We start from the raw sequence: 24,693 nt of genomic DNA on the forward strand, positions 1-24,693 counted from the left end.
CCACCACACTCACACGGGTCCCGCCAGCCACTTGGACTACATCCGTCACATCGGACGCTCGCGCCCCGCGACGAACCGGCAGCGCCCCGAGTCAGCGGAAGAACACCGCGGCCTGGTCGGCCAGATCGAGTGCCCCCTGCGGCAGGATTCCGAGCACCACCGTCACCACCACTCCGACCGCGATGGCCGCGGCGGTGAACATGCTGGGCACCACGATCGTCGGGGCGTCGCTCTGCGGCTCCGAGAAGAACATCAGGACGATGACCCGGACGTAGAAGAACGCCGCGATCGCGCTGCTGACGACACCGACGAGAACGAGCGGAACGGCGCCGCCCTCGATAGCGGCCTGGAAGACCGCGAACTTGCTGACGAACCCACTCGTCAAGGGGATTCCGGCGAACGCCAGCAGGAACAGCGCGAAGACTCCGCCGACCAGGGGCGAGCGCCGGCCCAGCCCCGCCCAGCGGGACAGGTCCGTCGCCTCGCCCCGACTGTCCCGCACCAGCGTGACGACGGCAAACGCGCCGAGCGTGCTGAATCCGTAGGCCAAGAGGTAGAACATCGTGGACGACAGACCGGCCCGGTTGGCCGCGACCAGACCGGTGAGGATGAATCCTGCGTGCGCGACCGACGAGTACGCGAGCATCCGCTTGACGTCGTTCTGCGTGACCGCCATGACCGCACCGACAACCATGGTGAGGATGGCGACGCCCCACATCACGGGCCGCCAGTCCGCCCGCAGGTCGGGCAGTGCCACATAGAAGATGCGCAGCATCGCGCCGACGGCCGCGACCTTGGTGGCCGCCGCCATGAAGGCGGTGATCGGGGTCGGTGCACCCTGATAGACGTCGGGGATCCAGGAGTGGAACGGGACGGCGCCGATCTTGAACAACAGGCCCACCGACAGCAGCGCGGTACCGATCAGCGCCAGCGTCTTGTCGTCGGTGCCCCGGGCGAGCGCGTCGGCAATCCTCGGCAACTCGACGGTTCCGGCGTAGCCGTACAGCAAGGCCACCCCGAACAGGAAGAACGCCGACGAGAACGCCCCGAGCAGAAAGTATTTGAGTGCCGCCTCCTGCGACAGGAGACGGCGACGCCGTGCCAGCCCGCACAGCAGATACAGCGGCAGCGACAGGACCTCGAGCGCCACGAACATGGTGAGGAGGTCGTTGGACGCCGGGAACAGGAGCATCCCGCCGACCGCGAACAGGGTGAGGGGAAAGACCTCGGTGTGCCCCGGGGCGTTCTTGGTGGCCTCCCGTTCGGCGACGCTGCCGGGGACGGCGAATGCCTGCGGGGTGAAGGCGTCGGTTCCGCCTTCCGGCTCGGCTGCACTCGCGGCCGTGACCTCCGCGGTCGCGGCGGCGACCCCGCTGTCGACGCTCCGCTCGGCAATGAGCAGGATCGCGGGGATCGAGATCAGCAGGATCGTTCCCTGGAGGAACAGCGTCGGGCCGTCGACGGCCACCGCGCCCGCGACTGTGGAGTCGCGGGTTCCGGCGAGCATGACGACGGCGACGAACGCGGCGGTGAGTCCTCCGAGCGCGAGTACGAGATGGCTCGAGTAGCGGCCGCGCCGGGGCAGGAACGCCTCGACGAGCACACCGGCGACAGCAACGCCGAACACGATCAACATCGGTGCCAGCTGACCGTATTCGATGTCCGGCGCGCGCAACGTCGGGGACTGGGCGAGTACGAGTTCGGAGGTACTCATCGGTGTGTGCCTCCCTCTGGGTCCTGTCCGGCGACGGTGGGTGCTGGATCGTGCTGACCGACGGTGACGAGGACATGGCTCACCGCGGGTGTGATGACGTCCAGCACGGGCTTGGGATAGACGCCGAGGACGAGCAGCAGGGCGATCAACGGCGCCACGACCGCGATCTCACGGCGCACGAGATCGCGGACGGTCTCGTTGCCCTCCTTCAGCGGCCCGGTCATCATCCGCTGATAGAGCCACAGCACGTAGATCGCGGCGAGGACGAGCGCGAAAGTCGCGACCACGGCAGCGATCTGGTAGCGCGAGAACGTGCCGACCAGGACGAGGAACTCGCTGATGAACGGCGCCAGGCCGGGCAGCGACAGCGTGGCGAGGCCCGCCACGAGGAACGTCCCTGCCATCACCGGCGCGACCTTCTGCACCCCGCCGTAGTCGGCGATGAGGCGGGTGCCGCGCCGCGACACCAGGAACCCCGCGATCAGGAACAGCGCCGCCGTCGAGATGCCGTGGTTGACCATGTACAGCGTCGATCCGGCCTGTCCCTGGCTCGTCATGGCGAAGATGCCGAGAATGATGAACCCGAAGTGCGAGATCGACGTGTAGGCGATCAGTCGCATCACGTCGGTCTGGCCGATGGCCAGCACCGCGCCGTAGATGATGCCGATCACCGCCAGCACCGTGACGAAGGGCGCGAAGTACGCGGACGCCTCGGGGAACATCTGCAGGCAGTAGCGCAGCATGCCGAACGTCCCGACCTTGTCGACGACGGCCATCATGAGCACCGCGCTGGCCGGGGTGGCTTCCACCGCGGCGCCCGGCAGCCACGTGTGGAACGGCCACAACGGCGCCTTGACCGCGAACGCGAACATGAAACCGAGGAACAGCGCTTTCAGCACGCCGGGGTCGGCGTCCAGCCCTTCGGCGACGATCACCCGGAAGTCGAAAGTGCCGCCGCCGAAGACGTCCTGACGCGCCGTCACCACGTACACCCCGATGACCGCGGCCAGCATGATCAGGCCGCCGAACAGGTTGTAGAGCAGGAACTTCACCGCGGCGTACGTCCTCCCCACCCCGCCGAATCCTCCGATCAGGAAGTACATCGGGATGAGCATGGCCTCGAAGAAGATGTAGAAGAGCAGGACGTCGAGGGCGGTGAACGACACGATCACCATCGCCTCGACCATCAGCGTCAGTGCCACGTACGTGTGGGCCATCCGCCGCTGCCCGTAGTCGGGCGCGGTGTCACCGTCGTTCCACCCTGCCAGCAACAACAGCGGGACCAGAACGGCGGTGAGGAGCACCAGGACGAGCGCGATGCCGTCGAGGCCCAGGATGTACCGGGTGCCGAACGCCGGGATCCAGGCGTGCGATTCCACGAACTGGTACTGCTCCCCGGTCGGATCGAACCGGATCGCCAGCACGACCGCCAGGCACAGCACCACCACGGACACGCCCACGGCAACGGATTTCGCGAGCGCGCGCTTGTGGACGGGCAGAGCCAGGACCACACCGGCACCGACGAGTGGCAGCACCCAGAGGGCGGTCAGCCACGGGAACCCGCTCACCACAGCCTCACCAGCATCGTCGCGACCAGAAGTGCCGCACCGGCGAACATGAACAGCGCGTACGACCGGACGAACCCGGTCTGAAGACGCCGCACCCGCATCGACGTTCCGCCGACGAGCGCGGCGAACCCGTTGACGGCGCCGTCGACTCCCCTGCCGTCGACGGTCACGAGTGTTCGCGTCAGTTCCTGCCCGGGACGCATCAGCGCCGCCTCGTTGAACGCGTCGCCGTACAGGTCCTTCCGGGCTGCGGCGGTGAATGCGGTGACCTTCTCCGGCGCGACCTCGGGGATCGGCTGCCGGGCGTACTGCCGGTAGGCCACCGCGACTCCCGCGAGCACCACTACCAGAGTGAGTGCGGTGATCGCCCAAACGGGCAGGGCGGGCTCGCCGTGGTGGGCGCCGACGACCGGTTCCAGCCAGTGCTGCAGGGAGGAGCCGACGGCGAGTAGGGCGCCGGCGGCGACCGAACCGACCGCGAGCAGAATCATCGGCACCGTCATCACCCCTGGCGATTCGTGTGGGTCGGCGACGGGAAGATCCCCGCTCGCGTCGCTCGCCCCGGAAGCCCACCGCGGTTGTCCGAAGAAGGTCATCAGCATCACCCTGGTCATGTAGAAGGCGGTGAGTCCCGCGCCGAGCAGCGTGACCGTCCCGAGGACGACGCCCTGAACGCCCTCGGCGGCGAACGCCGCTTCGATGATCTTGTCCTTGGAGAAGAAGCCGGAGAACGGCGGAATCCCGATGATGGCCAGGTATCCCAGCCCGAACGTGACGAACGTGATCGGCATGACGGTGCGCAGCCCGCCGTAGCGGCGCATGTTCACCTCGTCGTTCATGCCGTGCATCACCGAGCCTGCGCCGAGGAACAGGCCGGCCTTGAAGAAGCCGTGGGTGAGCAGCAGCATGATCGCGAACGCGTACCCGGCCGGTCCCAGACCGGCGGCCAGCACCATGTACCCGATCTGGCTCATCGTGGATGCCGCCAGCGCCTTCTTGATGTCGTCCTTCGCGCAGCCGATGATCGCGCCGAACAGCAGGGTCACCGCGCCGACGATCACGACGGCGAGCTGGGCATTCGGGGCCAGGTCGAAGATCGCGTTGGACCGGACGATCAGATACACACCCGCCGTGACCATGGTCGCGGCGTGGATGAGCGCCGACACCGGTGTCGGGCCTTCCATGGCGTCACCGAGCCACGACTGCAACGGGACCTGCGCCGATTTGCCGCACGCGGCGAGCAGCAGCGCGAGCCCGATCGCGGTCAGCACGCCCTCGCTGGCGGCGTGGGCACGAGTGAACACGTCGGCGAACTCGATCGAGCCGAAAGTCGAGAACATGATCATGATCGCGAGGACCAGACCCATGTCACCGACGCGGTTGACCACGAACGCCTTCTTCGCGGCCGCCGCCGCGGACGGCTTGTACTGCCAGAACCCGATGAGCAGGTACGAGGCGAGACCGACACCCTCCCAGCCGACGTACAGGCCGAGGAAGTTGTCGGCCAGCACCAGCAGCAGCATCGCGGCGAGGAACAGATTGAGGTAGGCGAAGAAACGCCGTCGTTCCGGGTCGTGCGCCATGTAGCCGACCGAATAGATGTGGATCAGCGAACCCACCCCGGTGATCAGCAGCACGAAGCACACGGACAGCTGGTCGAGTTGGAGACCGAAGTCCACCTGGAGTTCGCCGACGGGCACCCAGCTGAACAGGGTCTGGTGCACGACCCGCTCGGCTGCGTCCCGGCCCAGCATGTCGACGAAGAAGGCGACGCCGAGCGCGAAGGAGACCAGTGCCGTCGCGCAGCCGAGGAGATGACCCCACGCATCGCTGCGCCGGCCCGCCAGCAGGAGCACGGCGGCTCCGAAGAGCGGCAGAACCGGCAGCAGCCACACGGCCGACGAGAGCGTTCCGCTCATGCCGCACCGCCGATCGGGGAGTCGTCGTCGGGCAAAGTCACCTTCTCGAGGATGTGCGTCATCGGGGACCCGTCAGTTCTTGAGGAGGTTGGCGTCGTCGACGGAAGCCGAACGGCGGGAACGGAAGATGGTCATGATGATCGCCAGACCGACGACGACCTCGGCGGCCGCGACGACCATCGTGAAGAACGCGAAGACCTGGCCGTCGAGGTTGCCGTGCATCCGGGCGAACGTCACGAACGCCAGATTCGAGGCGTTGAGCATCAGTTCGATGCACATGAACACGATGATCGCGTTGCGGCGGATCAGCACCCCGGCCGCACCGATCGTGAACAGCAGCGCCGACAGGTAGAGGTAGTTCTCAGGGTTCATCGCCGACCCCCCTCGTCGGTGGCACCGGGTTCGGGGGTCGCGACGTCCGCGGTGCCCAGCGCCCGGGCGGGCAGGCTCGGCCGCCGCTCGAGCGACCGGCTGACGGACAGCTCGGAGAACGTGCCGTCGGGCAGCAACGCCGGTATGTCGACGGCGTTGTGCCGCGCGTAGACACCCGGACTGGGCAGCGGTGTGACACGGGCACCCTCGCGGACGCGGTCCTGGGACAATTCGCGCTGGTCCTTCCGCGGCTCGAAACGCTCCCGGTGGGCGAGCACCATCGCTCCGATGGTCGCGGTGATCAGCAACGCACCGGTCAGTTCGAAAGCCCACACGTACCGGAGGAACACGAGTTCGGCCAGCCCCTCGACGTTGCCCCCCGCGTTGGCCTGATCGAGACCGGTGAACGCGGAGACGGACGCACTCCCGATACCGCCGATCAGCAGGAGGCCGAATCCCAGTCCCGCCGCGATCGCGGCCACCCGCTGACCGCGGAGGTTCTCCACGAGGGATTCGGAGGAGTCGACGCCGATGAGCATGAGCACGAACAGGAACAGCATCATGACCGCGCCGGTGTACACCACGATCTGCACGACGCCGAGGAAGAGTGCGCCCTGGGCGATGTAGAAGACAGCCAGGATGATCATGGTCGTCGCGAGGAAGATCGCCGAGTACACGGCCTTGGTTGCGCTGACCACTCCGAGCGCGCCGATCACGGCCACGGTCGCGAGGACCCAGAACTGCACACCCTCGCCCGTCGAGGTCTGGGTGAAGGGTTCCGCGACCAGCTGGACCGCGGACGGCATCGTGTTCACCACGTCGGCTCTCCTCCCTCGATCACGGCCTGTCCCCCGCCGTGTCCTCGACCTCGGACTCGTCCTGCGCCGCAGCCGCCGCTCCCCCGGTCACCGTGCCGCGGTAGTAGTCCTCAGCGGTGGTGCCCGGGGCCATCGGGTGCGGCGACTCGACCATGCCGGACTCGAGCGGGGCCAGCAGCCGGTCCTTCTCGTAGATCAGACCGGCCCGGTTGTCGTCGGCCATCTCGTACTCGTTGGTCATGGTCAGCGCCCGCGTCGGGCACGCCTCGATACACAGCCCGCACCCGATGCAGCGCAGGTAGTTGATCTGATACACCTGGCCGTACCGCTCGCCGGGCGAGAAGCGTTCCTCGTCGGTGTTGTCGGCGCCCTCCACGTAGATGGCGTCGGCGGGGCACGCCCAGGCACACAGTTCGCACCCGATGCACTTCTCCAACCCGTCCGCGTAACGGTTGAGCTGATGCCTGCCGTGGTAGCGGGCCGCCGTCGGCACCTTCTCCTCGGGGTAGAACTCGGTGTTCGATTTCTTGAACATCGTCGAGAAGGTCACGCCGAAACCCGCTATGGGGCCGAGGAATTTAGTCATCGCTGTCCTCCTGGGTGGGACCGGTGGAGTGCGCGCCGGCGACGGAGACGGGCGTGCGCCGGAACGCAGGCAGCGTCTGACCCGGCATCGGCGGGACCGGGAATCCACCGGCCATGGGGTCGAACGGTTCGAGTGTCTCCGGGGCCAGTTCGGCACGTCCCCGCGGCTCGACCGGCTTCTCGGGTGCGCGAACGCCGCCCGGACGCAGGCGCTTCCACAGGAGCACCACCACGACGAGGGCCACGACGAGGCCGGCGACGACGAGCGCGATCGACCGGGCGTCGTAACCCTCGTTGCGGAAGGCCCGGACGGTGGCGACGATCATGACCCACACCAGCGAGATCGGGATCAGGATCTTCCAGCCGAGACCCATGAACTGGTCGTACCGCAGCCGGGGCAGCGTGGCCCGCAGCCAGACGAACACGAACAGGAAACCCCAGACCTTCAGCGTGAACCAGAGCACCGGCCACCAGCCGGAATTGGCGCCGTCCCACAGGCTGAGCGGGAACGGGGCGTGCCAACCGCCGAGGAACAGTGTGGTGGCGAGCGCCGAGACCGTCACCATGTTCACGTACTCGGCGAGCATGAACATCGCGAAGCTCAGCGAGGAGTACTCGGTGTGGAACCCGCCGACCAGTTCGCCTTCCGCCTCGGGCAGGTCGAAGGGCGCCCGGTTGGTCTCGCCGACCATCGACGTGACGTAGATGAGGAACGACGGCAGCAGCAGGAAGACGTACCAGGTGTGTTCCTGGGCGGCGACGATGCCCGACGTGGACATCGTTCCGGCGTCCAGGAAGACGGCCGCGAACGACAACGCCATCGCGATCTCGTACGAGATCACCTGCGCCGTCGAGCGCAGCCCTCCCAGCAACGGGTACGTGGAGCCGGACGCCCAGCCGGCGAGCACGATGCCGTAGACGCCGATCGATGTGGCCGCGAGGACGTAGAGGACGGCCACGGGGAGGTCCGTCAGCTGCAATGGCGTGTAGTGCCCGAAGATCGACACCGCCGGGCCGAACGGGATCACGGCGAACGCCATGAACGCAGGCACCGCGGCGATGATCGGCGCCAGGATGTAGATCGGCTTGTCCACACCCTTCGGGACGATCCCCTCCTTCAGTGCGAGCTTGATGCCGTCGGCGAGGCTCTGCAGCATGCCCCGCGGGCCCACCCGGTTCGGGCCGACGCGCATCTGCATCCAGGCCATGACCTTGCGTTCGGCCAGGATCGTCAGAAGCGGGGTGAGGACGAGGAACACGAAGATGGCCAGGGCCTTGCCGAGCACCAGCCACCACGGGTCGTGGCCGAACAGCGCAGGGTCGGGGTAGACGGCCTCGATCGTCACAGCGCACCTCCCGCGACCATCCCGCTGGTGCCGGCCGCGCGGCGGACGTTCACGACGCTCCCCGCCCGGGCGGCCAGTTGCCGGTAGACGGCGGATCCGGGCGAGTTGAGGGGCAGCCACACCACTCGATCCGGCATGTCGGTGATCACCAACGGCAGCGTGACGGCGCCCCGTTCCGTCGTGACGGTGACCGGATCTCCGTCAGCGGCACCCGACTCTGCCGCCGAGGCCGCGGACATCCGAACGACCGGAGTGCGGGCAGTGCCCGCCAGGTGCGGCTCCCCGTCCTGCAGCCGTCCCGAGTCGAGGAGCATCCGCCAGGTGGCGAGCACCGCCTCCCCCGGCCCGGGTTCCCGCCGCGGCGGTTGCGGGTGGTCGGGCGGATCCGGAAAGTTACCGTCCCAGGCGCCGAGCCTCTCGAGTTCGCGCCGTGCGGTCGCGGCGTCCGGAAGACCCAGCGGGACACCCATTTCGCCGGCGATCGCGTGGAGCACCCGCTGATCGGGCATCGACCCGGTGGCACGGAGGGCGGCGTCGAAATCGCGTGTGCGCCCTTCCCAGTCGAGGAAGGTGCCCGGCTTCTCCATGACCGGTGCGATGGGGAACACCACGTCCGCGCGCTCGCTGATCGCACTGTGGCGCAGTTCCAGACTCACGACGAACCCTGCCGCCTCGACGGCGGCCAGCGCGGCCTGCGGGTCGGGGAGGTCGTCGGCCTCGACACCGCCGATCACCAGCGCCCCGAGCGTCTTCGCCTCGGCCGCGGCGAGGATGCCCGCGGTATCCCGGCCTGCGGTGTCCGGCAGATCCGCGGCGTTCCATACGGACGCGACCTGCCGCCGCGCCTCCGGATCGCCCACCGGTCTGCCACCCGGGAGCAGTCCGGGCAGCGCGCCCGCCTCGAGCGCGCCTCGTTCGCCGGCCCGTCGCGGCACCCAGGCCAGCCGGGCCCCGGTGTCGTCGGCCAGCCGGATCGCCGCGGACAGCGCCCCCGGCACCCCGGCGAGTCTCTCCCCGACCACGATGACCGCACCCGGCCGGCGCAGCAGCTCGGTGACACCCGAGTCCAGATCACCCGTGCGGAGTCCGTCGAGGACCTCCGCCTCCGCATTCGGCGCGGACCGCAGCAGCCGGCCGGACATCTTCTCCAGCCCACGGGACGTGTACGGGGCGATCGAGTAGACCGGAACGGCCTTCGCGCGCGCGGCCTTGCGCAGCCGGAGGAAGACGATCGGCGATTCCTCCTCCGGCTCGAACGCGGCGAGAAGGACGACCGGCGCGACGTCGAGGTCCTCGTAGGTGACCGCGAGTCGCTGCCCCGCCACCCGGGCGGCCAGGAACTCGGCCTCCTCACCGGAGTGCGCGCGACTGCGGAAGTCGATGTCGTTGGTGCCGAGCGCTGTTCGCGCGAACTTCGCGTACGCGTACGCGTCCTCCCACGTGGACCGGCCCCCGACGAGAACACCCGCGTTCCCCCGCGCGGCGGCCAATCCCCGCGCCGCGACGGCCAGGGCCTCGGACCAGGAGGCGGGTGCCAGAATGCCGTCGTCGCCGCGGACCAACGGGGCGGTGATCCGGTCACGCTCGGTGGCGTAGGCGAACGCCCACCGCCCCTTGTCGCAATTCCACTCCTCGTTGACCTCCGGATCGTCGCCCGCCAGCCGGCGCAGCACCTTCCCCCGCCGGTGGTCGGTGCGCTGGGCGCACCCGCTCGCACAGTGCTCGCACACGCTGGGGCTGGAAACCAGGTCGAACGGGCGGGCCCGGAAACGGTACGCGGAACCCGTCAGCGCACCCACCGGGCAGATCTGGACGGTGTTGCCGGAGAAATACGACTCGAACGGTTCCTTCGCGTAGATCCCGACCTGCTGCAGTGCGCCCCGTTCCATGAGTTCGATGAACGGGTCGCCGGCGACCTGCTGGGAGAACCGGGTACACCGCGCGCACAACACGCACCGCTCACGGTCCAGCAGGACCTCCGTGGACAGCGGAATCGGTTTGGGGAACGTGCGCTTGACCTCACCGAAACGCGACTCCGCGCGCCCATTCGACATCGCTTGATTCTGCAGGGGGCACTCGCCGCCCTTGTCGCACACCGGGCAGTCCAGGGGATGGTTGATCAGCAGTAACTCCATCACACCCTTCTGCGCCTTGTCGGCGACGGGCGACGTGAGCTGGGTGTGGACGACCATGCCGTCGGTGACAGTCGTGGTGCAGGAGGCGAGCGGCTTGCGCTGCCCCTCCACGTCGACGAGGCACTGGCGGCAGGCGCCGACCGGATCGAGCAGCGGGTGATCGCAGAACCGCGGGATCTGAATGCCGATCATCTCCGCGGCACGAATCACCAACGTGCCCTTGGGGACACTCACCTCGACGCCGTCGATGACGACGCCTACTTCGTTAGTGGGCGCCGGGGCTTTCACGCCCGCCCTTCCCTCGTCACTCATTCGCTGCGCTCCCTCGCTCGTCGGTCCAGACCGGACGGCCCCCGCGCCGGATCATGCGTGTACTCCAGCCATGAGCGTCGACTGATGCGGGTCGAACGGGCAGCCACCCTGCTCGAAGTGTGCGAGGTATTCGTCGCGGAAGTACTTGATGGAGGACATGATCGGGCTGGCCGCACCGTCACCGAGAGCGCAGAACGACTTGCCGAGGATGTTGTCGGCGATGTCGAGCAGCTTCTCCAGATCGGCGTCGGTCCCCTCCCCTCGCTCGAGCCGCTCCAGGATCTGCACCAGCCAATAGGTGCCTTCCCGGCAGGGCGTGCACTTGCCACACGACTCGTGCGCATAGAACTCGGTCCAGCGGAGCACGGCACGCACCACGCACGTGGTCTCGTCGAAGATCTGCAAGGCCTTGGTGCCCAGCATCGATCCGGCGGCGCCGACACCCTCGTAGTCGAGGGCGACGTCGAGATGCTCGTCGGTGAAGATCGGTGTCGAGGAACCGCCCGGAGTCCAGAACTTCAATCGGTGCCCTGCGCGGACTCCACCCGCGTACTCGAGCAACTCCCGCAGGGTGATTCCGAGCGGGGCCTCGTACTGTCCGGGCTTCGTCACGTGCCCGGACAGGGAGTACAGGGTGAAGCCGGGCGACTTCTCACTGCCCATCGACCGGAACCACTCGATGCCGTTCACGATGATCGGTGGGACGCTCGCAATCGACTCGACGTTGTTGACGACGGTCGGTGACGCGTAGAGACCGGCCACCGCGGGGAACGGCGGACGCAACCGAGGCTGACCACGGCGACCCTCCAGCGAATCGAGCAGCGCCGTCTCCTCCCCGCAGATGTACGCCCCTGCACCCGCATGCACGACCAGTTCGAGGTCGAAACCGGTGCCCAGGATGTTCTTGCCGAGGTAACCCGCCGCATACGCCTCCGCGACCGCGGCGTGCAGCCGGCGCAGCACCGGCACCACCTCGCCGCGCACATAGATGAAGGCGTGCCCGGCGCGGATCGCGTACGCCGCGATGATGACGCCCTCGACGAGCGCGTGCGGCGTGGCCAGCAGGAGCGGCATGTCCTTGCAGGTGCCCGGTTCGGACTCGTCGGCGTTGACCACGAGGTAGTGCGGCTTGTCGTCGCCCTGCGGGATGAACGACCACTTCATCCCGGTCGGGAACCCGGCACCACCGCGACCGCGCAGTCCTGCCTCCTTGACCGTCGAGATGACCTCGTCCGGCTCCATGCGCAGCGCCTTCTGCAGGGCCTCGTACCCGTCGTGGCGACGGTACGTGTCGAGGGTCCAGGACTCGGGCTCGTCCCAGTAGCGGCTGAGGACAGGGGTCAGCGGCATGTCAGTCTCCCTTTCGACCCGGGTCGGTGGCCGCCGGATCCGTCTCGGAGGTGGACCGATCCGGCGGCACCGTCGCGGACGGGGCAGGCGACGGCTGGTCCTTCGCCGATTCCGCCGCCACCGGCTCGGTGTCCCGCGACGGCGGCTCCGGGATCAGCGACGTGTCCGCAGGATCCGGCGCCGCCATGCCCCGTTCGTGCGCCACGCGCAGGCCGGCCAGTGTGGCGTCACCCGCGGTACCGCCCTCCGCCAGCGCACCGGGACGCTCGTCGGGGAACCCGGCGAGAATGCGGGCGGTCTCCCGGAACGTGCACAGCGTCGCGCCGCGACTCGGCGACACCCGTTCACCCGAACGCAGGGAATCGACGAGTGAGCGAGCCGACTCCGGGGTCTGGTTGTCGAAGAACTCCCAGTTGACCATCACCACCGGGGCGTAATCGCACGCCGCATTGCACTCGATGTGCTCCAGCGTGACCTTGCCGTCCGCGGACGTGCCACCGTGCGGCAGGTCGAGGTGCTCCTCCAGGGCGGCGAGGATCGCGTCGCCGCCCATGATCGCGCACAACGTGTTGGTGCACACTCCGACGTAGTAGTCGCCCGTCGGGTCGCGCCGGTACATCGAATAGAAGGTCGCCACCGCGGCCACCTCCGCGCCGGTCAATCCGAGCCGGCCGGCACAGAACTCGATCCCCGCCGGCATGATGCAGCCGTCCTCCGCCTGCACCAGATGCAGCAGCGGTAGCAGCGCGGAACGCGAATTCGGGTAACGCGCGACGACGACGTCGGCGTCGGCGTCCAGCCGCGCACGAACCTCCGGCGGATACTCCTCACGCGCACCCGGCCGCACCAGCAGCCCGTGCTCCTCCGGCCGGGGCCCGAACTCGATGAAGATGGGGGTTTGCTTCGGTGCTGCTTGCTCGGTCATCGGTCCACGCCCCCCATCACCGGATCGATGCTCGCGACCGCCGCAATGACATCCGCAACCATGCCGCCCTCACACGTGGCCGCCACCGACTGCAGGTTCGTGAACGACGGATCCCGGAAATGCACCCGGTACGGGCGGGTGCCGCCGTCGCTCACCATGTGCACACCGAGCTCACCCCGCGGCGACTCCACCGCCACATACACCTGGCCCGGCGGCACCCGGAAACCCTCCGTCACCAACTTGAAGTGATGGATCAGCGACTCCATCGACGAATCCATGATCTCGCGGACGTGCCCGGGCGAATTGCCCAGACCGTCGGGGCCCAGCGTCAGATCCGCCGGCCACGCGATCTTCTTGTCCTCCGCCATGATCGGGCCCGGCCGCAACTTGTCGAGGCACTGCTCGACGATCTTCAGCGACTCCTTCATCTCGTCGACCCGGATCAGGTAGCGGCCATACGCGTCACACCCCGTATCGGTGCTGACGTCGAACTCGTAATTCTCGTAACCGCAATACGGCTGCGACTTACGCAGATCGTGCGGCAGACCCGTCGCACGCAGCATCGGACCGGTGATGCCGAGCGCCATGCACCCCGTGAGGTCGAGATACCCGATGCCCTGCGTACGCCCCTTCCAGATGCGGTTGTCGTTGAGAAGATTCTCCATGTCCCGCAGCCGTTCCGGCATCAACGTGAGCAACTCGCGCACCTTCTCCACGGCACCCTCCGGCAGATCCTGCGACAAACCGCCCGGCCGGATGTACGCGTGATTCATGCGCAGTCCCGTGATCATCTCGAACACGTCCAGAACCAGCTCGCGTTCCCGGAAACCGAACAGCATCGCCGTGACCGCCCCCAACTCCATACCACCCGTGGCCAGCGCCACCAGATGCGAGGAGATGCGGTTGAGCTCCATCAACATGACCCGGATGACGCTCGCCCGCTCCGGAACCTGGTCCGTGATGTCCAGCAACTTCTCCACACCGAGGCAATACGCCGTCTCGTTGAAGAACGGCGACAGGTAATCCATCCGCGTCACGAACGTCACGCCCTGCGTCCACGTCCGGTACTCGAGGTTCTTCTCGATCCCCGTATGCAGATAACCGATACCGCACCGGGCCTCCGTGACGGTCTCACCCTCGATCTCCAAGATGAGCCGCAACACCCCGTGCGTCGATGGATGCTGCGGACCCATATTGACGACGATCCGCTCCTCGGCGCCCTCCGAACCCGCATCACCCGACGACGCCTTCACCGCATCGACAACCTCGTCCCAGTCCTGACCGGCGACCGTGAAAACCGTGTCCTCGCTCATCAGTTGTACCCCCGCCGCTCGTCGGGCGGCGCGATCTCCGCGCCCTTGTACTCGACGGGAATGCCGCCGAGCGGATAGTCCTTCCGCTGCGGATGACCCGGCCAGTCATCCGGCATCTCGATCCGGGTCAACGACGGATGACCATCGAACACGATCCCGAAGAAGTCGTACGTCTCCCGCTCGTGCCAATCGTTCGTCGGATACACGTCGTACAACGACGGGATATGCGGATCCGCATCCGGTGCCGCAACCTCCAGACGAATCCGACGATTGTGCGTGATCGACAACAACGGATACACCGCATGCAACTCCCGGCCCGCATCCTGCGGGAAATGCACACCATTCACACCCAGACACATCTCGAACCGCAGATCCGGCTCATCACGCAACGCCCGCGCCACCAACGGCAAAAACTCCCGCCGCACACCGAACGTCACCTCACCCCGAAACACCACAACCGACTCGATCGCCACCTCGAAACCCACACCCGACTCCGCCAACGCCGCCCCCAGCCCATCCGCGACCTCGTCGAAATACCCGCCATACGGCCGCGGCGTACTCCCCGGCAACAACACCGGACGCACCAACCGCCCATACCCCGACGTATCCCCACTACCCCGCACCCCGAACAGCCCCTTGCGCACACCGATCTGTTCTGTAACTCGGCTCGCTTCGCTCGCGGGTGCCGGGGCCTTGTCGTGCGGTCTTCCCTCGTCACTCACTCGCTACGCTCCCTCGTTCCTCGGTCCAGACCGCACGGCCCCGGCCCCAACCGCTCGGCTCACTTCGCACCCCCGACACCACCGCACGGCCCCGGCCCCAACCGCTCGGCTCACTTCGCACCCCCGACACCACCGCACGGCCCCGGCCCCAACCGCTCGGCTCACTTCGCACCCCCGACACCACCGCACGGCCCCGGCCCCAACCGCTCGGTTCGCTTCGCTCCCTCGAACCACGGCCGCTCGCCCCGGTCATCGAAGAAGGCCCTTCATCTGGATGGTGGGGGTGGCGGCCAGCGCCGCCTGCTCCGCCGCACGCGCCACCTCCTCCCGGTGGACGCCGAGCGGCATCTGCTGGATCTTCTCGTGCAGCGTGAGGATCGCGTTCAGCAGCATCTCGGGCCGCGGCGGGCATCCCGGCAGATAGATGTCCACCGGCACGATGTGGTCGACGCCCTGCACGATCGCGTAGTTGTTGAACATGCCGCCCGACGACGCGCAGACACCCATCGCCAGCACCCACTTCGGCTCGACCATCTGGTCGTAGATCTGCCGCAAAACCGGCGCCATCTTCTGGCTCACCCGGCCTGCCACGATCATCAGGTCCGCCTGCCGCGGTGAGGCCCGGAACGCCTCCATGCCGAAACGGGCGATGTCGAAGCGTCCGCCGGCGGTGGCCATCATCTCGATCGCGCAGCAGGCGAGCCCGAAACTCGCCGGCCACAGCGAACCCTTGCGGACGTAACCCGCGAGCCCTTCGACCGTGGTCAGCAGGAAGCCGCTCGGCAGCTTCTCCTCGATGCCCATATCCGACTCTTCTCTTCCGACTTAGCTTTTGGATCGCTGACGGGACCGATCAGTCCCAACTGAGACCGCCACGCCGCCACTCGTACGCGTAGGCGACGGAGACGTTGAAGATGAACAGGGCCATGGCCCCGAGACCGAAGAAGCCGAGAGCATCGAAATGAACAGCCCACGGATAGAGGAACACGATCTCGATGTCGAAGATGATGAAGAGCATGGCCGTCAGGTAGTACTTCACCGGGATGCGGCCCGCACCCAGAGGCGAGAGCGTCGGCTCGATGCCGCACTCGTAGGCGTCGAGCTTGGCACGGTTGTAGCGCCTCGGACCGACGATCCTCGCCACGATCACGGAGAAGACCGCGAACGCGACCGCAATCGCCCCGAGCACGAGGATCGGCACGTAGACATTCATGCCGTCTCAGCTCCCCTCTTCCCGAGCCTGTCCGCCCGATTCCCGGGCGGTCGTTTCCGAAGCTACGCTCTTGTGAGTTATGCCACAGCGTACAAGGGAAGTCGTCGAGCCCGGTCGATTTGACCGTGCGAGTTCCAGGCGATCTCGAAGTACGGAAAACCCCTGCGGCACAGGCGCTCGATGCACCTTCACGCGGCGGAAATCGGAGTCAGGAGAGCCTAAGCTGAGAGGCGGGTGCGCAGCAGCGCTATGACCGCTTCGGACAACCGGATCGGGTCGAGCGGATGCGGCACCGCGGCCTCGGCCCGCGACCAGGTGGCCAGCCAGGCGTCGTCGGGGCGCCCGGTCAGGACCAGGATCGGGGGGCAGTCGTCGATCTCGTCTTTCAACTGCTTCGCGATCCCCATCCCGCCCGCGGGCACCGCCTCCCCGTCCAGAACGGCAAGGTCGACACCGCCGGCATCCATCTGCCGGATCACCACGGGCGCGGTCGCCACCTCGACGTACTCCAACTCCGGAAGGTCGGGGTGCGGACGCGTCCCCAGCGCCAGAACAACCTTCTGGCGGGTGTTCGCATCGTCGCTGTAGACGAGGACACGCAACCGATCGGGACGGCTGGTGTGGGCGGTCGCGTCGGTCACGGACACGATGCTACCGGTCCCCCGCTCTCCAGACCTGCGGCTCGCGACGATCGAAAAACGGCGCGTCGAAATCGAATTGGTTCGCCGGCGGCCGGAACTGCTCGGCTACAGCCTCTCGGCGATGGCGAGCGCCGTCGAGCCGAGCTTCGGCAGGCGGAGGTCGGCGATGGGAGTCAGCATGTTGCCGAGGCGGTTGGTGACGAATGCGATCGACAGCCCGCTGTCGGCGTCGGCGAATGCGCCCGACCCACCCAAGCCGTAGTGCCCGAAGGTATTCGACGGCTGCCTGCGGCGTGCCACCATCCCCGCGTGGTAGCCGAGCCGCCAGTTCATCGGTATGCCCAGGACGTAGTCGCGGGCCGTCGTCTGCACCTGGCTCAGTTGCGCCACGACGTCCGGCGGGAGGAACTCCACGCCGCCGACGGTTCCGCCGTTCGCCAGCGCCCCGTACATCCGCGCCAGCGCGCGGGCGCTGAACACGCCGTTCCACCCCGGCATGACGCTGTCGTGGATCGCGGGGTTGCGGACGAGGGCGTCGAAGCCGGCGGGCATGCCGGCGTCGGCGACGTTGCGCAGACCCGGCAGCCGCGACATCGCGAACGACGTGGCTCCCCACGGAACGCCGAACGGGTTGATGTGCGGGAAGGTCCTCGCGATCCGGGCACGCTCGGCCGGCGGCACCTCGTACCAGAACTCCTTCACCCCGAGCGGTTCGGCGACCTCGGTGCGCACCAGCTCGGTGAAGGGTTTTCCGGCCGCGCGGGACGTCAGTTCGGCGACGAGCGAGCCGAACGTCACCGCGTGATAGCCGGGGACCTTCAGCCGCCGCTGATCCGGGGTCGCCGCGGCCAGTGCGGCACTGACCAGCGAATGGTCCATCAGACTCAGCGGTCCGGGCACGAGCCCGCGAACCCGGTGCAGTCCGGCGCGGTGCGACAGCAGTTCACGCACCGTGATCTCGTCCTTGCCCTCGGCGGCGAACTCGGGCCAGTACTGCGCCACCGGCGCCTCGTAGTCGATGATCCCGCGTCCCGCGAGACGGTGCAGAACGGTGGACGCGACGCCCTTGCCCGTGGAGAACGTGAGGGTGACGGTGTCGTCCTGCCAGAACGTGTCGCGGCTCGCCCACCCGGCCCACACGTCGACGACCGGTTCACCGTGAAGGTAGACGGCCAGCGCCCCACCGCCCTGGCTGGCGTCGTGGAAGAGTCCGAAGAACTGGTCGACGAGCATCCCGAACCGACGGTCCGCCAGCATCCCCGCCGGCGGCCGGACCGTGCGGCCCATCAACGGCCACGGCGATGTGGTCGTCATATCGACTTCCCTCGGTCGCTTTTCACGTCAGTGACATGTGTATTTAACTTCCTCTTTACACACGGGAAGACGGTGGCGGCACCGCTTCAGGGCCTGCGTGATCGCTTCGTGGCCATACCGCAACGGGAAAGAGTGTCCGGGTGCCGGGGCGGTGACCCGACGCTGATCATTTCGGCTCCAGCGAGTGGAAGTAATCCGACCTGACCTCGACGTCCTCGACGAGGCGCGTGGTGGTCTGGACACCCAGTGAATGCTCCTTCAACAGGTCGCACAGCCGGTCGCCGTCGATCAGGTCGATCGGCGGTGCGCCGTCCCTCTTGGACTCCGTGCGGGCGTCACCGGTGAACGTTCCGGTGGTGATGAGCAGGCCCTTCTCGCCGCGCCCCGCCATCGCGCCGCGGAAATCGCGCACCGCGCCGGCCCCGACGCTGCCGCTGTAGCGCTTGCACTGGAAGAACACGGGGAAACTGAGCAACGACAACTGATACACGCCGAGCCCCTCGATGTCCCCGTCACCGCCGCGACCGGTGACGGACGCGCTCGAGAATCCGGCCTCCCGCAGCAACCGCTGGGTCAGCCGCTCGAACGCGGGCGGCGACATCTTCAGGACCGTGTCGAGCAGGAGGTCCTTCCAGTCCGCGTCGTTCTCGGCCTCGGCGATGTTGGCATCCGGTTCGTCGTTGCGGCGGGACGCGGCCTTCGCCGATTTGCGGGCGGCATTCTTCTTGCGGTTCTCGGCGGAGAACTCGGCGTGCAGGGGGCGGATCTCGCTCTCGGCGACCTCGCGGCCCTTCTCCGTCACACTCCACACCCCGCGCCGGCTGTTCGTGAGCAGACCCATCCCCTTGAGGTAGGTGCGGGCCCACGCCAACCGGTACTCGATCTCGGTGCTCGGACCGTCACCGTGCAGCACACCCTGCACGTCGGACGAAAGCCCTTCTCGCTCAACGACGGCGCTGTCGAGCTCCTCGTTGGACGCCGAACCACCGAGAGCAATGGCAGCCTGAAGCGCTGGCCAGAGGAGGTCGACGTACTGAGGAACGTGAACAGTCATGGCCACAAGCATGCCGGAATCCACCCGGCCCTCCGCACACGGACCCCGATCCGATCATCCCGGGGCGAGCCGAGCCTCCGCACGGTTCTCGAGCTGCGCCCGGTAGATCGTCTTCCCGGATCGACGCACGATGAGATAGGCGAGCCCGACGGCGATCATTCCCGGCACCAGCACACCGACGCTTCCCGTCATCTCCGCGACCATCAGCATCACCGCGAGAGGAGCGCGGGCGATGCTCCCGAAGCAGGCCATCATGCCGACGATGACGAAGGGCGCCGGATTGTCGGGGACGCCCGGGGCGATCGGTTCCAGCAGTCGCCACACCGCGGCACCGGTGAACGCCCCGATCACCATTCCCGGGCCGAAGATGCCGCCGGATCCCCCCGAGCCGATGGACAGCGACGTCGCGAGGATCTTCGCGAACGGCAACAGCAGCACCACCCACAGCGGGATGGCCGTGAGGTCGCCGCGGGCCATCGACTGCTGGATCCAGCCGTAACCGCTGCCCAGCACCTCCGGCAACACGAGCGCCATCAGTCCGACGAGCAGCCCGCCGACCGCCGGTTTGACGATCCGGCTGCCGGGCAGACGGTGGGTGAGATCGACGGCCGTGTAGAACGTCCCGCTGTACAGCAATCCGATCAGGCCGCCGAGCACACCGATGAGCGCGAACCACACCAGCTGGACCGGGGTGTCGAAGACGTAGTCCTGAGCGGCGTACCCGAACAGCGGCCCGAATCCGAGGAAGCTACCGAACACCGTGTAACTCACGATCGACGTGACCAGCGCCGGCACGAGCACCTCGAAATCGAAGTCTTCCTTGTAGGGAATCGTGCAGCACAACACCGCGCCGCCGAGCGGGGCGCCGAAGATCGCGCCGATACCGGAGCCGATGCCGATCGCCACGGCGATTCGACCGTCCCGTGGGGACAGGTCCAGCCTGCGGGCGAGAAGCGATCCGAAACCCGCCGAGATCTGCGCGGTGGGGCCCTCGCGACCGCCGGATCCGCCGGACCCGATCGTGATCGCGGACGCGACCAGCTTCACGAGGACGACGCGGACGCGGATCATGCGGGGGTCCCGGTGAACGGCGTCGATCGCCGCGTCGGTGCCGTGCCCCTCGGCCTCCGGTGCCAGCGTGAACACGATGATGCCCGACACCAGTCCACCCAGGCACACCACGAGCGGGATCGCCCACCGTCTCGTGAACTCCCGGCTGCCGACCGCCCCACCGTCGCCCGCCGCGGTCGGCGGGTGGTAGCCCCCGATGCCGACGATCAGCAGTTGCGTCGCCTCCGACAGCGCGACGTAGAACACGACCGCCCCGAGCCCGGCGACGGTCCCGATCACGACGCCGAGAACCAGCCATTTGCGGGTGTAACCCGAAGTCCGGATCCAGTTTCCGGCTGACGTCCCGATCGACCGCAGAGCCCTCGACCCGGGCGCCACCCGGATCACTCCAGCTTTCCGAAGACCGTCCGACCCTCCAGGATCGTGGCGAGCACCTCGAGGTCCGCGATGTCGTCGGGATCCACCAGAAGCGGGTTGGCCGACAACACGACGAGATCGGCGTGCATACCGGGGACGATTGCCCCGATGGCGTCCTCGCTCCGGAGGTGCCACGCCGAGTTGATCGTCTCCGCCCGCAGTGCATCCGGGACGGAGATCCGTTCCTCGGGAGCGAGCACACGTCCCGATCGGGTGCGGCGGGTGACGGCGTCGGCGATGTTGCGCAGCGGGTTGGTCGGGGTGACCGGGCCGTCGTTGTGGAACGAGATCCGCTGGCCCGCCTTGATCGCGGAACCGGCAGCCGCCCAACGTGCTCCACGCTCGGGACCGAACAGGTCGTCGACGAGCACGTCGCCCCAGTAGTAGAGGTGGTCGACGAACAGGCTGCACGTGACGCCGAGTTCGGTCGCTCGGCGGAACTGGTCCGGGGTCATCGCCCCGACGTGCTCGAGCCGGAGTCGGTGATCCTCTCGTGGAGAGTCGGCGAGCATCCGCTCCCACGCGTCGAGGACCAGGGCGACCGCGGCGTCACCGTTGGCATGGCAGGAGATCTGCCAGCCGTTCTCGAAATACGGCTTGCTGATCTCGAGAATCTCGTCCTCGGTGTAATTGGCCTCGCCACGCGTTCCGGCGAGGCCGAGCGACCGAGTGACGTCCGTGTCGAGGTACGGAAAGCTGGTGGCCGCATTGCCCACCCACGGCGACCCGTCCGACCAGATCTTGATGCCCACCTGGCGCAGCAGGTCGTTGCCGACTCCGGGTGAGACTTCGGAGGTGCGCTCCGGGTTGGACATCTCGTACAACCGCAGTCGGGTGGTGAGTGCGCCGGACCGGGCGAACGCCGTCAGGGCGCTGCGGAACCGTGGGTCGAATGCCATCTCACTGGCGGTGGTGATGCCTGCCGCATTCATCCGCGCGCATTCCGCGGCGAGGAGTTCCGGGAGCCGGGTGCTCGCGCCCGCGAGGATCGAGGCGGCCACCGCCATCACCGCGGGCGCCTCGAACGCCGAACCGTCCAGTTCACCCGACTTGTCACGACCGAAACTGCCGCCCTCCGGGTCCGGCGTGTCCTTGGTCAATCCGGATTCCCGCGCGGCGACGTCGTTGAAGTAGGCCACGTGGCCGGTGTTGTGCAGGATCACCAGGGACGTATCGGGAGCGACGGAATTGAGCCAGTCACGGGTCGGCTCGGGCAGCCCTTTCTGCAGCAGTGGGTCCCATCCGTTGAGCACGGCGCCGTCGGGGTGCTCGTCGACGGCGCGGCGGACGGCGTCGACCACCTCCCCCGCGTCGGCGATGGTCACCGGCCTGATGTCCACGACCGGTTCACCGAGCAACACCGCGGAGTTCAGCGGGTGGCCGTGCGCCTCGATGAAGCCGGGAAGTATGCATGCGCGGTGCAGGTCGACCGTGATCGTTGCCGGTCCGATCAGCGGGAACACGGCGGCATCGTTGCCGACAGCGGCGATCCGCCCGTCTCGCACCGCAACCGCCCGAGCGCGTGGCGCGGCATCGTTCATGGTGACCACGTCACCGAAAAGCACCAGATCGGCAGCTTGTGCGTCGTTCGTGCCCATCAGTGCACCCTCCCGTCAGACCGGGCGCGGGCGAGGGCCCACGCGCCGGCAGCGAGTGTCGACTGTGACTTCAGATTACAACTACACAGCAGGCCATATGCAGGAATAGTGCGTAACCAAGATCAGTTGCAGACAGGCATGACCGAAACACCGCTGCCCGTCGACGGCCTCTTCGAGCCGTTCGCCGTCAAATCCCTCCAGCTGCGGAACCGCTTTACGATGGCGCCCATGACCAGGGCTTTCTCCCCCGGCGGCATTCCCGGGGACGATGTCGCGGCCTACTACCGTCGACGCGCGGCGGGCGGCGTCGGACTCGTCATCACCGAGGGGACGTACATTCCCGACCCGGCCGCCGGATCTCACACCAGGGTGCCGCTGCTCTACGGACAGGACAGCCTCGCGGGCTGGAAATCGGTGGTGGACGCGGTCCACGACGAGGGCGGGCAGATCATCCCGCAACTCTGGCATCTGGGCGTCGAACGCGGTCCGCAGCCCCGCCTGAATCCCGACGTGACCACCGCCAGCCCGTCCGGAATCGCTCTGGACGGGACCCGCCTGGGACGCGAATTCACCTCATCCGATCTCGACGCGCTGCGCGAGTCCTGGGTGGCGGCCGCCGTCAACGCGCGCGACGTGGGCTTCGACGGCATCGAACTCCACGGTGCGCACGGCTATCTGCTCGACCAGTTCCTGTGGGACCGCACGAATGTCCGGTCCGACGGCTACGGCGGATCCCTCGAGGCCCGCACCCGATTCCCCGTCGAGGTGGTCGCAGCGATCCGCGAGGCCGTCGGCGAGGACTTCGCGATCGTCTACCGCTTCAGCCAGTGGAAGTCGAACCACTACGACTCGCGGATCGCGCAGTCCCCCGACGAACTCGCGGCCGTGCTCGCACCCCTCGTCGCCGCCGGCGTCGACGTGCTGCACCCGTCCACCCGCAGGCACTGGGAACCGGCGTTCGCCGAGCTGGCCGGTGACGACGGGGACCTGGGCCTGGCCGGCTGGACCAAACGGCTGACCGGACTACCCACCATCACGGTCGGCTCGGTGGGTCTCGACGACGTGTTCACGACGGCCTTCACCTCGGACGGCGCCTCGAACACCGCCGGTATCGACCGCCTGCTCCGGCAGTACGAGAACGGCGAGTTCGACCTCGTGGCCGTCGGCCGCGCGCTGCTGTCCGATCCCGAGTGGGTGCTCAAACTCCGCGACGGCAGGACCGCCGAGCACATCCCGTACAGCAACGAGCACCGGGCGGTTCTGCACTGACCTCTGCCGGTCAGCTGTCCTCGACGGTGATCTCCACCTGATCGACGTTGACACCCTCGGGCGGGTTGGCCGTTCCCTCGACCGAGATGCGGCTCTTGTCGACGCCCTGCGCCTCGAGCGCGTTGGCGACGGCCTGGGCGCGCTGATCGGCCAGTAGTTCGGCGGCCGCCTCGTCCGAGTTGGTGGCGTACGCCTCGATCTCGATCTTGCTGTCGCCGGCCTTCATCGCAGCGGCTACCGCCTGGACGGTGACGTCCGAGATGGCGTTGAGCTCGGCGGTTCCCGACTCGAATCCGATCGGGACCGCCGCGATGGCCGAGTTGATCGCGTTCTGCGTGGCCTCGCGCGCGGTGTTGACGGCGGACGACGCCGTAGCTTGCACACTGCTGATCGCGCCTTCCACCCGGTCGGACGCGGAAGAGGTCGTCGTGGTCGCGATCGGAGCCTCGTTCGAGCTGTCGTCGGAACAGCCGGCCGCGCCGAGCAGAGCGATGGCCGCGACCGCGATACCGGTGACGATGGTCTTGCGCATGATGGATTCCCCTATACGTCGGTATGTCCGGAAGGCGCTACACGTCGTGGGACGAGGATAGCCCCGCCGGCGCCCGGCGACGGCGGTATTCGGACAGCGCCGCGGCTCCCACATCGTGGGATCAGGCCCGACGGATGTGAATCCGGACACGGGCTTCTCACCTGGTCGGAACCCGGTAATTCGTCCCGCGTTTCATTTCGGTTAAACCTTCGGATTGCGATCTCATTTCAATAACGGTAGGAATGAATCCGGCGCCCGCTCAGCGCCGACATAAATGCCCACAACCGAGCAAGGAGTTAAAAGCATGGATCTCGCCTTCCTGTCCGAATTCTTCTCCGCCTTCTCCGACCTCGCCGGTGCCCTGGACTTCTTCTCGGGTTCCGCCGACGCAGTGGGCGGTGGCGCAGACGCCGCAACCGCGGCCGCGGCCACGATTGGCTAGCATTTCCGCTGGCACAAGACTTGAACACCCGTGACGGGGTTCGCACGCTCAGGCGCGCGAGCC

Annotated in this window: 22 protein-coding genes; 2 read left to right on the forward strand and 20 right to left on the reverse strand. The window is 67.7% G+C overall.

Going from position 1 to position 24,693, the window contains the following annotated elements; genetic code table 11:
• Positions 1 to 91: 91 nt before the first annotated feature.
• The 19 genes from nuoN to AZG88_RS33360 form a co-directional block, all read right to left on the reverse strand.
• The gene (gene nuoN / locus AZG88_RS33270) at positions 92 to 1,714 is read right to left on the reverse strand and encodes an NADH-quinone oxidoreductase subunit NuoN (protein WP_061700258.1); all 1,623 of its coding nucleotides are present in this window, start codon (positions 1,712 to 1,714) and stop codon (positions 92 to 94) included.
• A complete protein-coding gene (locus tag AZG88_RS33275; RefSeq protein ID WP_005239118.1) occupies positions 1,711 to 3,282 on the reverse strand; it encodes an NADH-quinone oxidoreductase subunit M in 1,572 nt (523 codons plus the stop codon). The genes nuoN and AZG88_RS33275 overlap by 4 nt, the downstream gene beginning before the upstream one ends.
• Positions 3,279 to 5,201, reverse strand: coding sequence for an NADH-quinone oxidoreductase subunit L (gene nuoL, locus AZG88_RS33280; RefSeq protein ID WP_061700259.1), 1,923 nt, complete (start codon positions 5,199 to 5,201; stop codon positions 3,279 to 3,281). The genes AZG88_RS33275 and nuoL overlap by 4 nt, the downstream gene beginning before the upstream one ends.
• A 72-nt stretch (positions 5,202 to 5,273) precedes the next feature.
• Positions 5,274 to 5,573: an NADH-quinone oxidoreductase subunit NuoK gene (nuoK, locus tag AZG88_RS33285; protein ID WP_005239116.1), complete on the reverse strand. Its 300-nt coding sequence runs from the start codon at positions 5,571 to 5,573 to the stop codon at positions 5,274 to 5,276.
• Entirely contained in the window at positions 5,570 to 6,379 is an 810-nt protein-coding gene (locus AZG88_RS33290) for an NADH-quinone oxidoreductase subunit J (RefSeq protein ID WP_005239115.1), read from the reverse strand. The genes nuoK and AZG88_RS33290 overlap by 4 nt, the downstream gene beginning before the upstream one ends.
• Before the next feature lie 31 nt (positions 6,380 to 6,410).
• Complete coding sequence (gene nuoI, locus AZG88_RS33295) at positions 6,411 to 6,977, reverse strand: NADH-quinone oxidoreductase subunit NuoI (protein ID WP_005239114.1); 567 nt, start codon at positions 6,975 to 6,977, stop codon at positions 6,411 to 6,413.
• Positions 6,970 to 8,322, reverse strand: a complete 1,353-nt coding sequence (gene nuoH / locus AZG88_RS33300) for an NADH-quinone oxidoreductase subunit NuoH (RefSeq protein WP_005239113.1) — start codon at positions 8,320 to 8,322, stop codon at positions 6,970 to 6,972. Before nuoH ends, nuoI begins: the two co-directional genes overlap by 8 nt.
• Positions 8,319 to 10,769: an NADH-quinone oxidoreductase subunit G gene (locus AZG88_RS33305; protein WP_061700260.1), complete on the reverse strand. Its 2,451-nt coding sequence runs from the start codon at positions 10,767 to 10,769 to the stop codon at positions 8,319 to 8,321. The genes nuoH and AZG88_RS33305 overlap by 4 nt, the downstream gene beginning before the upstream one ends.
• 51 nt (positions 10,770 to 10,820) lie before the next feature.
• Positions 10,821 to 12,119, reverse strand: a complete 1,299-nt coding sequence (gene nuoF / locus AZG88_RS33310; RefSeq protein WP_005239110.1) for an NADH-quinone oxidoreductase subunit NuoF — start codon at positions 12,117 to 12,119, stop codon at positions 10,821 to 10,823.
• Position 12,120: 1 nt separating this feature from the next.
• Positions 12,121 to 13,044, reverse strand: a complete 924-nt coding sequence (gene nuoE, locus AZG88_RS33315) for an NADH-quinone oxidoreductase subunit NuoE (protein ID WP_061700261.1) — start codon at positions 13,042 to 13,044, stop codon at positions 12,121 to 12,123.
• The gene (gene nuoD, locus AZG88_RS33320; RefSeq protein ID WP_005239107.1) at positions 13,041 to 14,357 is read right to left on the reverse strand and encodes an NADH dehydrogenase (quinone) subunit D; all 1,317 of its coding nucleotides are present in this window, start codon (positions 14,355 to 14,357) and stop codon (positions 13,041 to 13,043) included. Before nuoD ends, nuoE begins: the two co-directional genes overlap by 4 nt.
• Positions 14,357 to 15,079 carry an NADH-quinone oxidoreductase subunit C gene (locus tag AZG88_RS33325; RefSeq protein WP_005239106.1) on the reverse strand — a complete coding sequence of 241 codons (723 nt, stop codon included), beginning with the start codon at positions 15,077 to 15,079 and terminating at the stop codon, positions 14,357 to 14,359. Before AZG88_RS33325 ends, nuoD begins: the two co-directional genes overlap by 1 nt.
• A gap of 249 nt (positions 15,080 to 15,328) precedes the next feature.
• Positions 15,329 to 15,883: a NuoB/complex I 20 kDa subunit family protein gene (locus AZG88_RS33330; protein ID WP_005239105.1), complete on the reverse strand. Its 555-nt coding sequence runs from the start codon at positions 15,881 to 15,883 to the stop codon at positions 15,329 to 15,331.
• A 49-nt stretch (positions 15,884 to 15,932) separates the two neighbouring features.
• Entirely contained in the window at positions 15,933 to 16,292 is a 360-nt protein-coding gene (locus tag AZG88_RS33335) for an NADH-quinone oxidoreductase subunit A (protein ID WP_005239104.1), read from the reverse strand.
• Between the two features lie 218 nt (positions 16,293 to 16,510).
• Complete coding sequence (locus AZG88_RS33340) at positions 16,511 to 16,933, reverse strand: Rv3143 family two-component system response regulator (protein ID WP_025432177.1); 423 nt, start codon at positions 16,931 to 16,933, stop codon at positions 16,511 to 16,513.
• A gap of 105 nt (positions 16,934 to 17,038) precedes the next feature.
• Positions 17,039 to 18,247 carry a serine hydrolase domain-containing protein gene (locus tag AZG88_RS33345; RefSeq protein ID WP_005239102.1) on the reverse strand — a complete coding sequence of 403 codons (1,209 nt, stop codon included), beginning with the start codon at positions 18,245 to 18,247 and terminating at the stop codon, positions 17,039 to 17,041.
• A 166-nt stretch (positions 18,248 to 18,413) separates the two neighbouring features.
• Positions 18,414 to 19,313, reverse strand: coding sequence for a restriction endonuclease (locus tag AZG88_RS33350; protein WP_005253670.1), 900 nt, complete (start codon positions 19,311 to 19,313; stop codon positions 18,414 to 18,416).
• Positions 19,314 to 19,355: 42 nt separating this feature from the next.
• Complete coding sequence (locus AZG88_RS33355; RefSeq protein ID WP_061700262.1) at positions 19,356 to 20,759, reverse strand: chloride channel protein; 1,404 nt, start codon at positions 20,757 to 20,759, stop codon at positions 19,356 to 19,358.
• A complete protein-coding gene (locus AZG88_RS33360) occupies positions 20,756 to 22,387 on the reverse strand; it encodes an amidohydrolase (protein ID WP_005239084.1) in 1,632 nt (543 codons plus the stop codon). Before AZG88_RS33360 ends, AZG88_RS33355 begins: the two co-directional genes overlap by 4 nt.
• A gap of 138 nt (positions 22,388 to 22,525) precedes the next feature.
• Between AZG88_RS33360 and AZG88_RS33365 the strand changes: the two genes are divergently transcribed.
• Entirely contained in the window at positions 22,526 to 23,656 is a 1,131-nt protein-coding gene (locus tag AZG88_RS33365) for an NADH:flavin oxidoreductase (protein ID WP_061041615.1), read from the forward strand.
• A gap of 10 nt (positions 23,657 to 23,666) precedes the next feature.
• Here the strand turns inward: AZG88_RS33365 and AZG88_RS33370 are convergent, their stop codons facing one another.
• Positions 23,667 to 24,188, reverse strand: coding sequence for an OmpA family protein (locus AZG88_RS33370; protein WP_005239080.1), 522 nt, complete (start codon positions 24,186 to 24,188; stop codon positions 23,667 to 23,669).
• Between the two features lie 304 nt (positions 24,189 to 24,492).
• Here AZG88_RS33370 and AZG88_RS53080 point away from each other — a divergent pair, with 304 nt between their 5' ends.
• Positions 24,493 to 24,630 (forward strand): hypothetical protein, encoded by a 138-nt coding sequence (locus tag AZG88_RS53080; protein WP_179443149.1) that lies wholly within the window; start codon positions 24,493 to 24,495, stop codon positions 24,628 to 24,630.
• Positions 24,631 to 24,693: the final 63 nt, after the last annotated feature.

This window comes from Rhodococcus sp. LB1, from assembly GCF_001583455.1.
Classification (GTDB): domain Bacteria; phylum Actinomycetota; class Actinomycetes; order Mycobacteriales; family Mycobacteriaceae; genus Rhodococcus_F; species Rhodococcus_F opacus.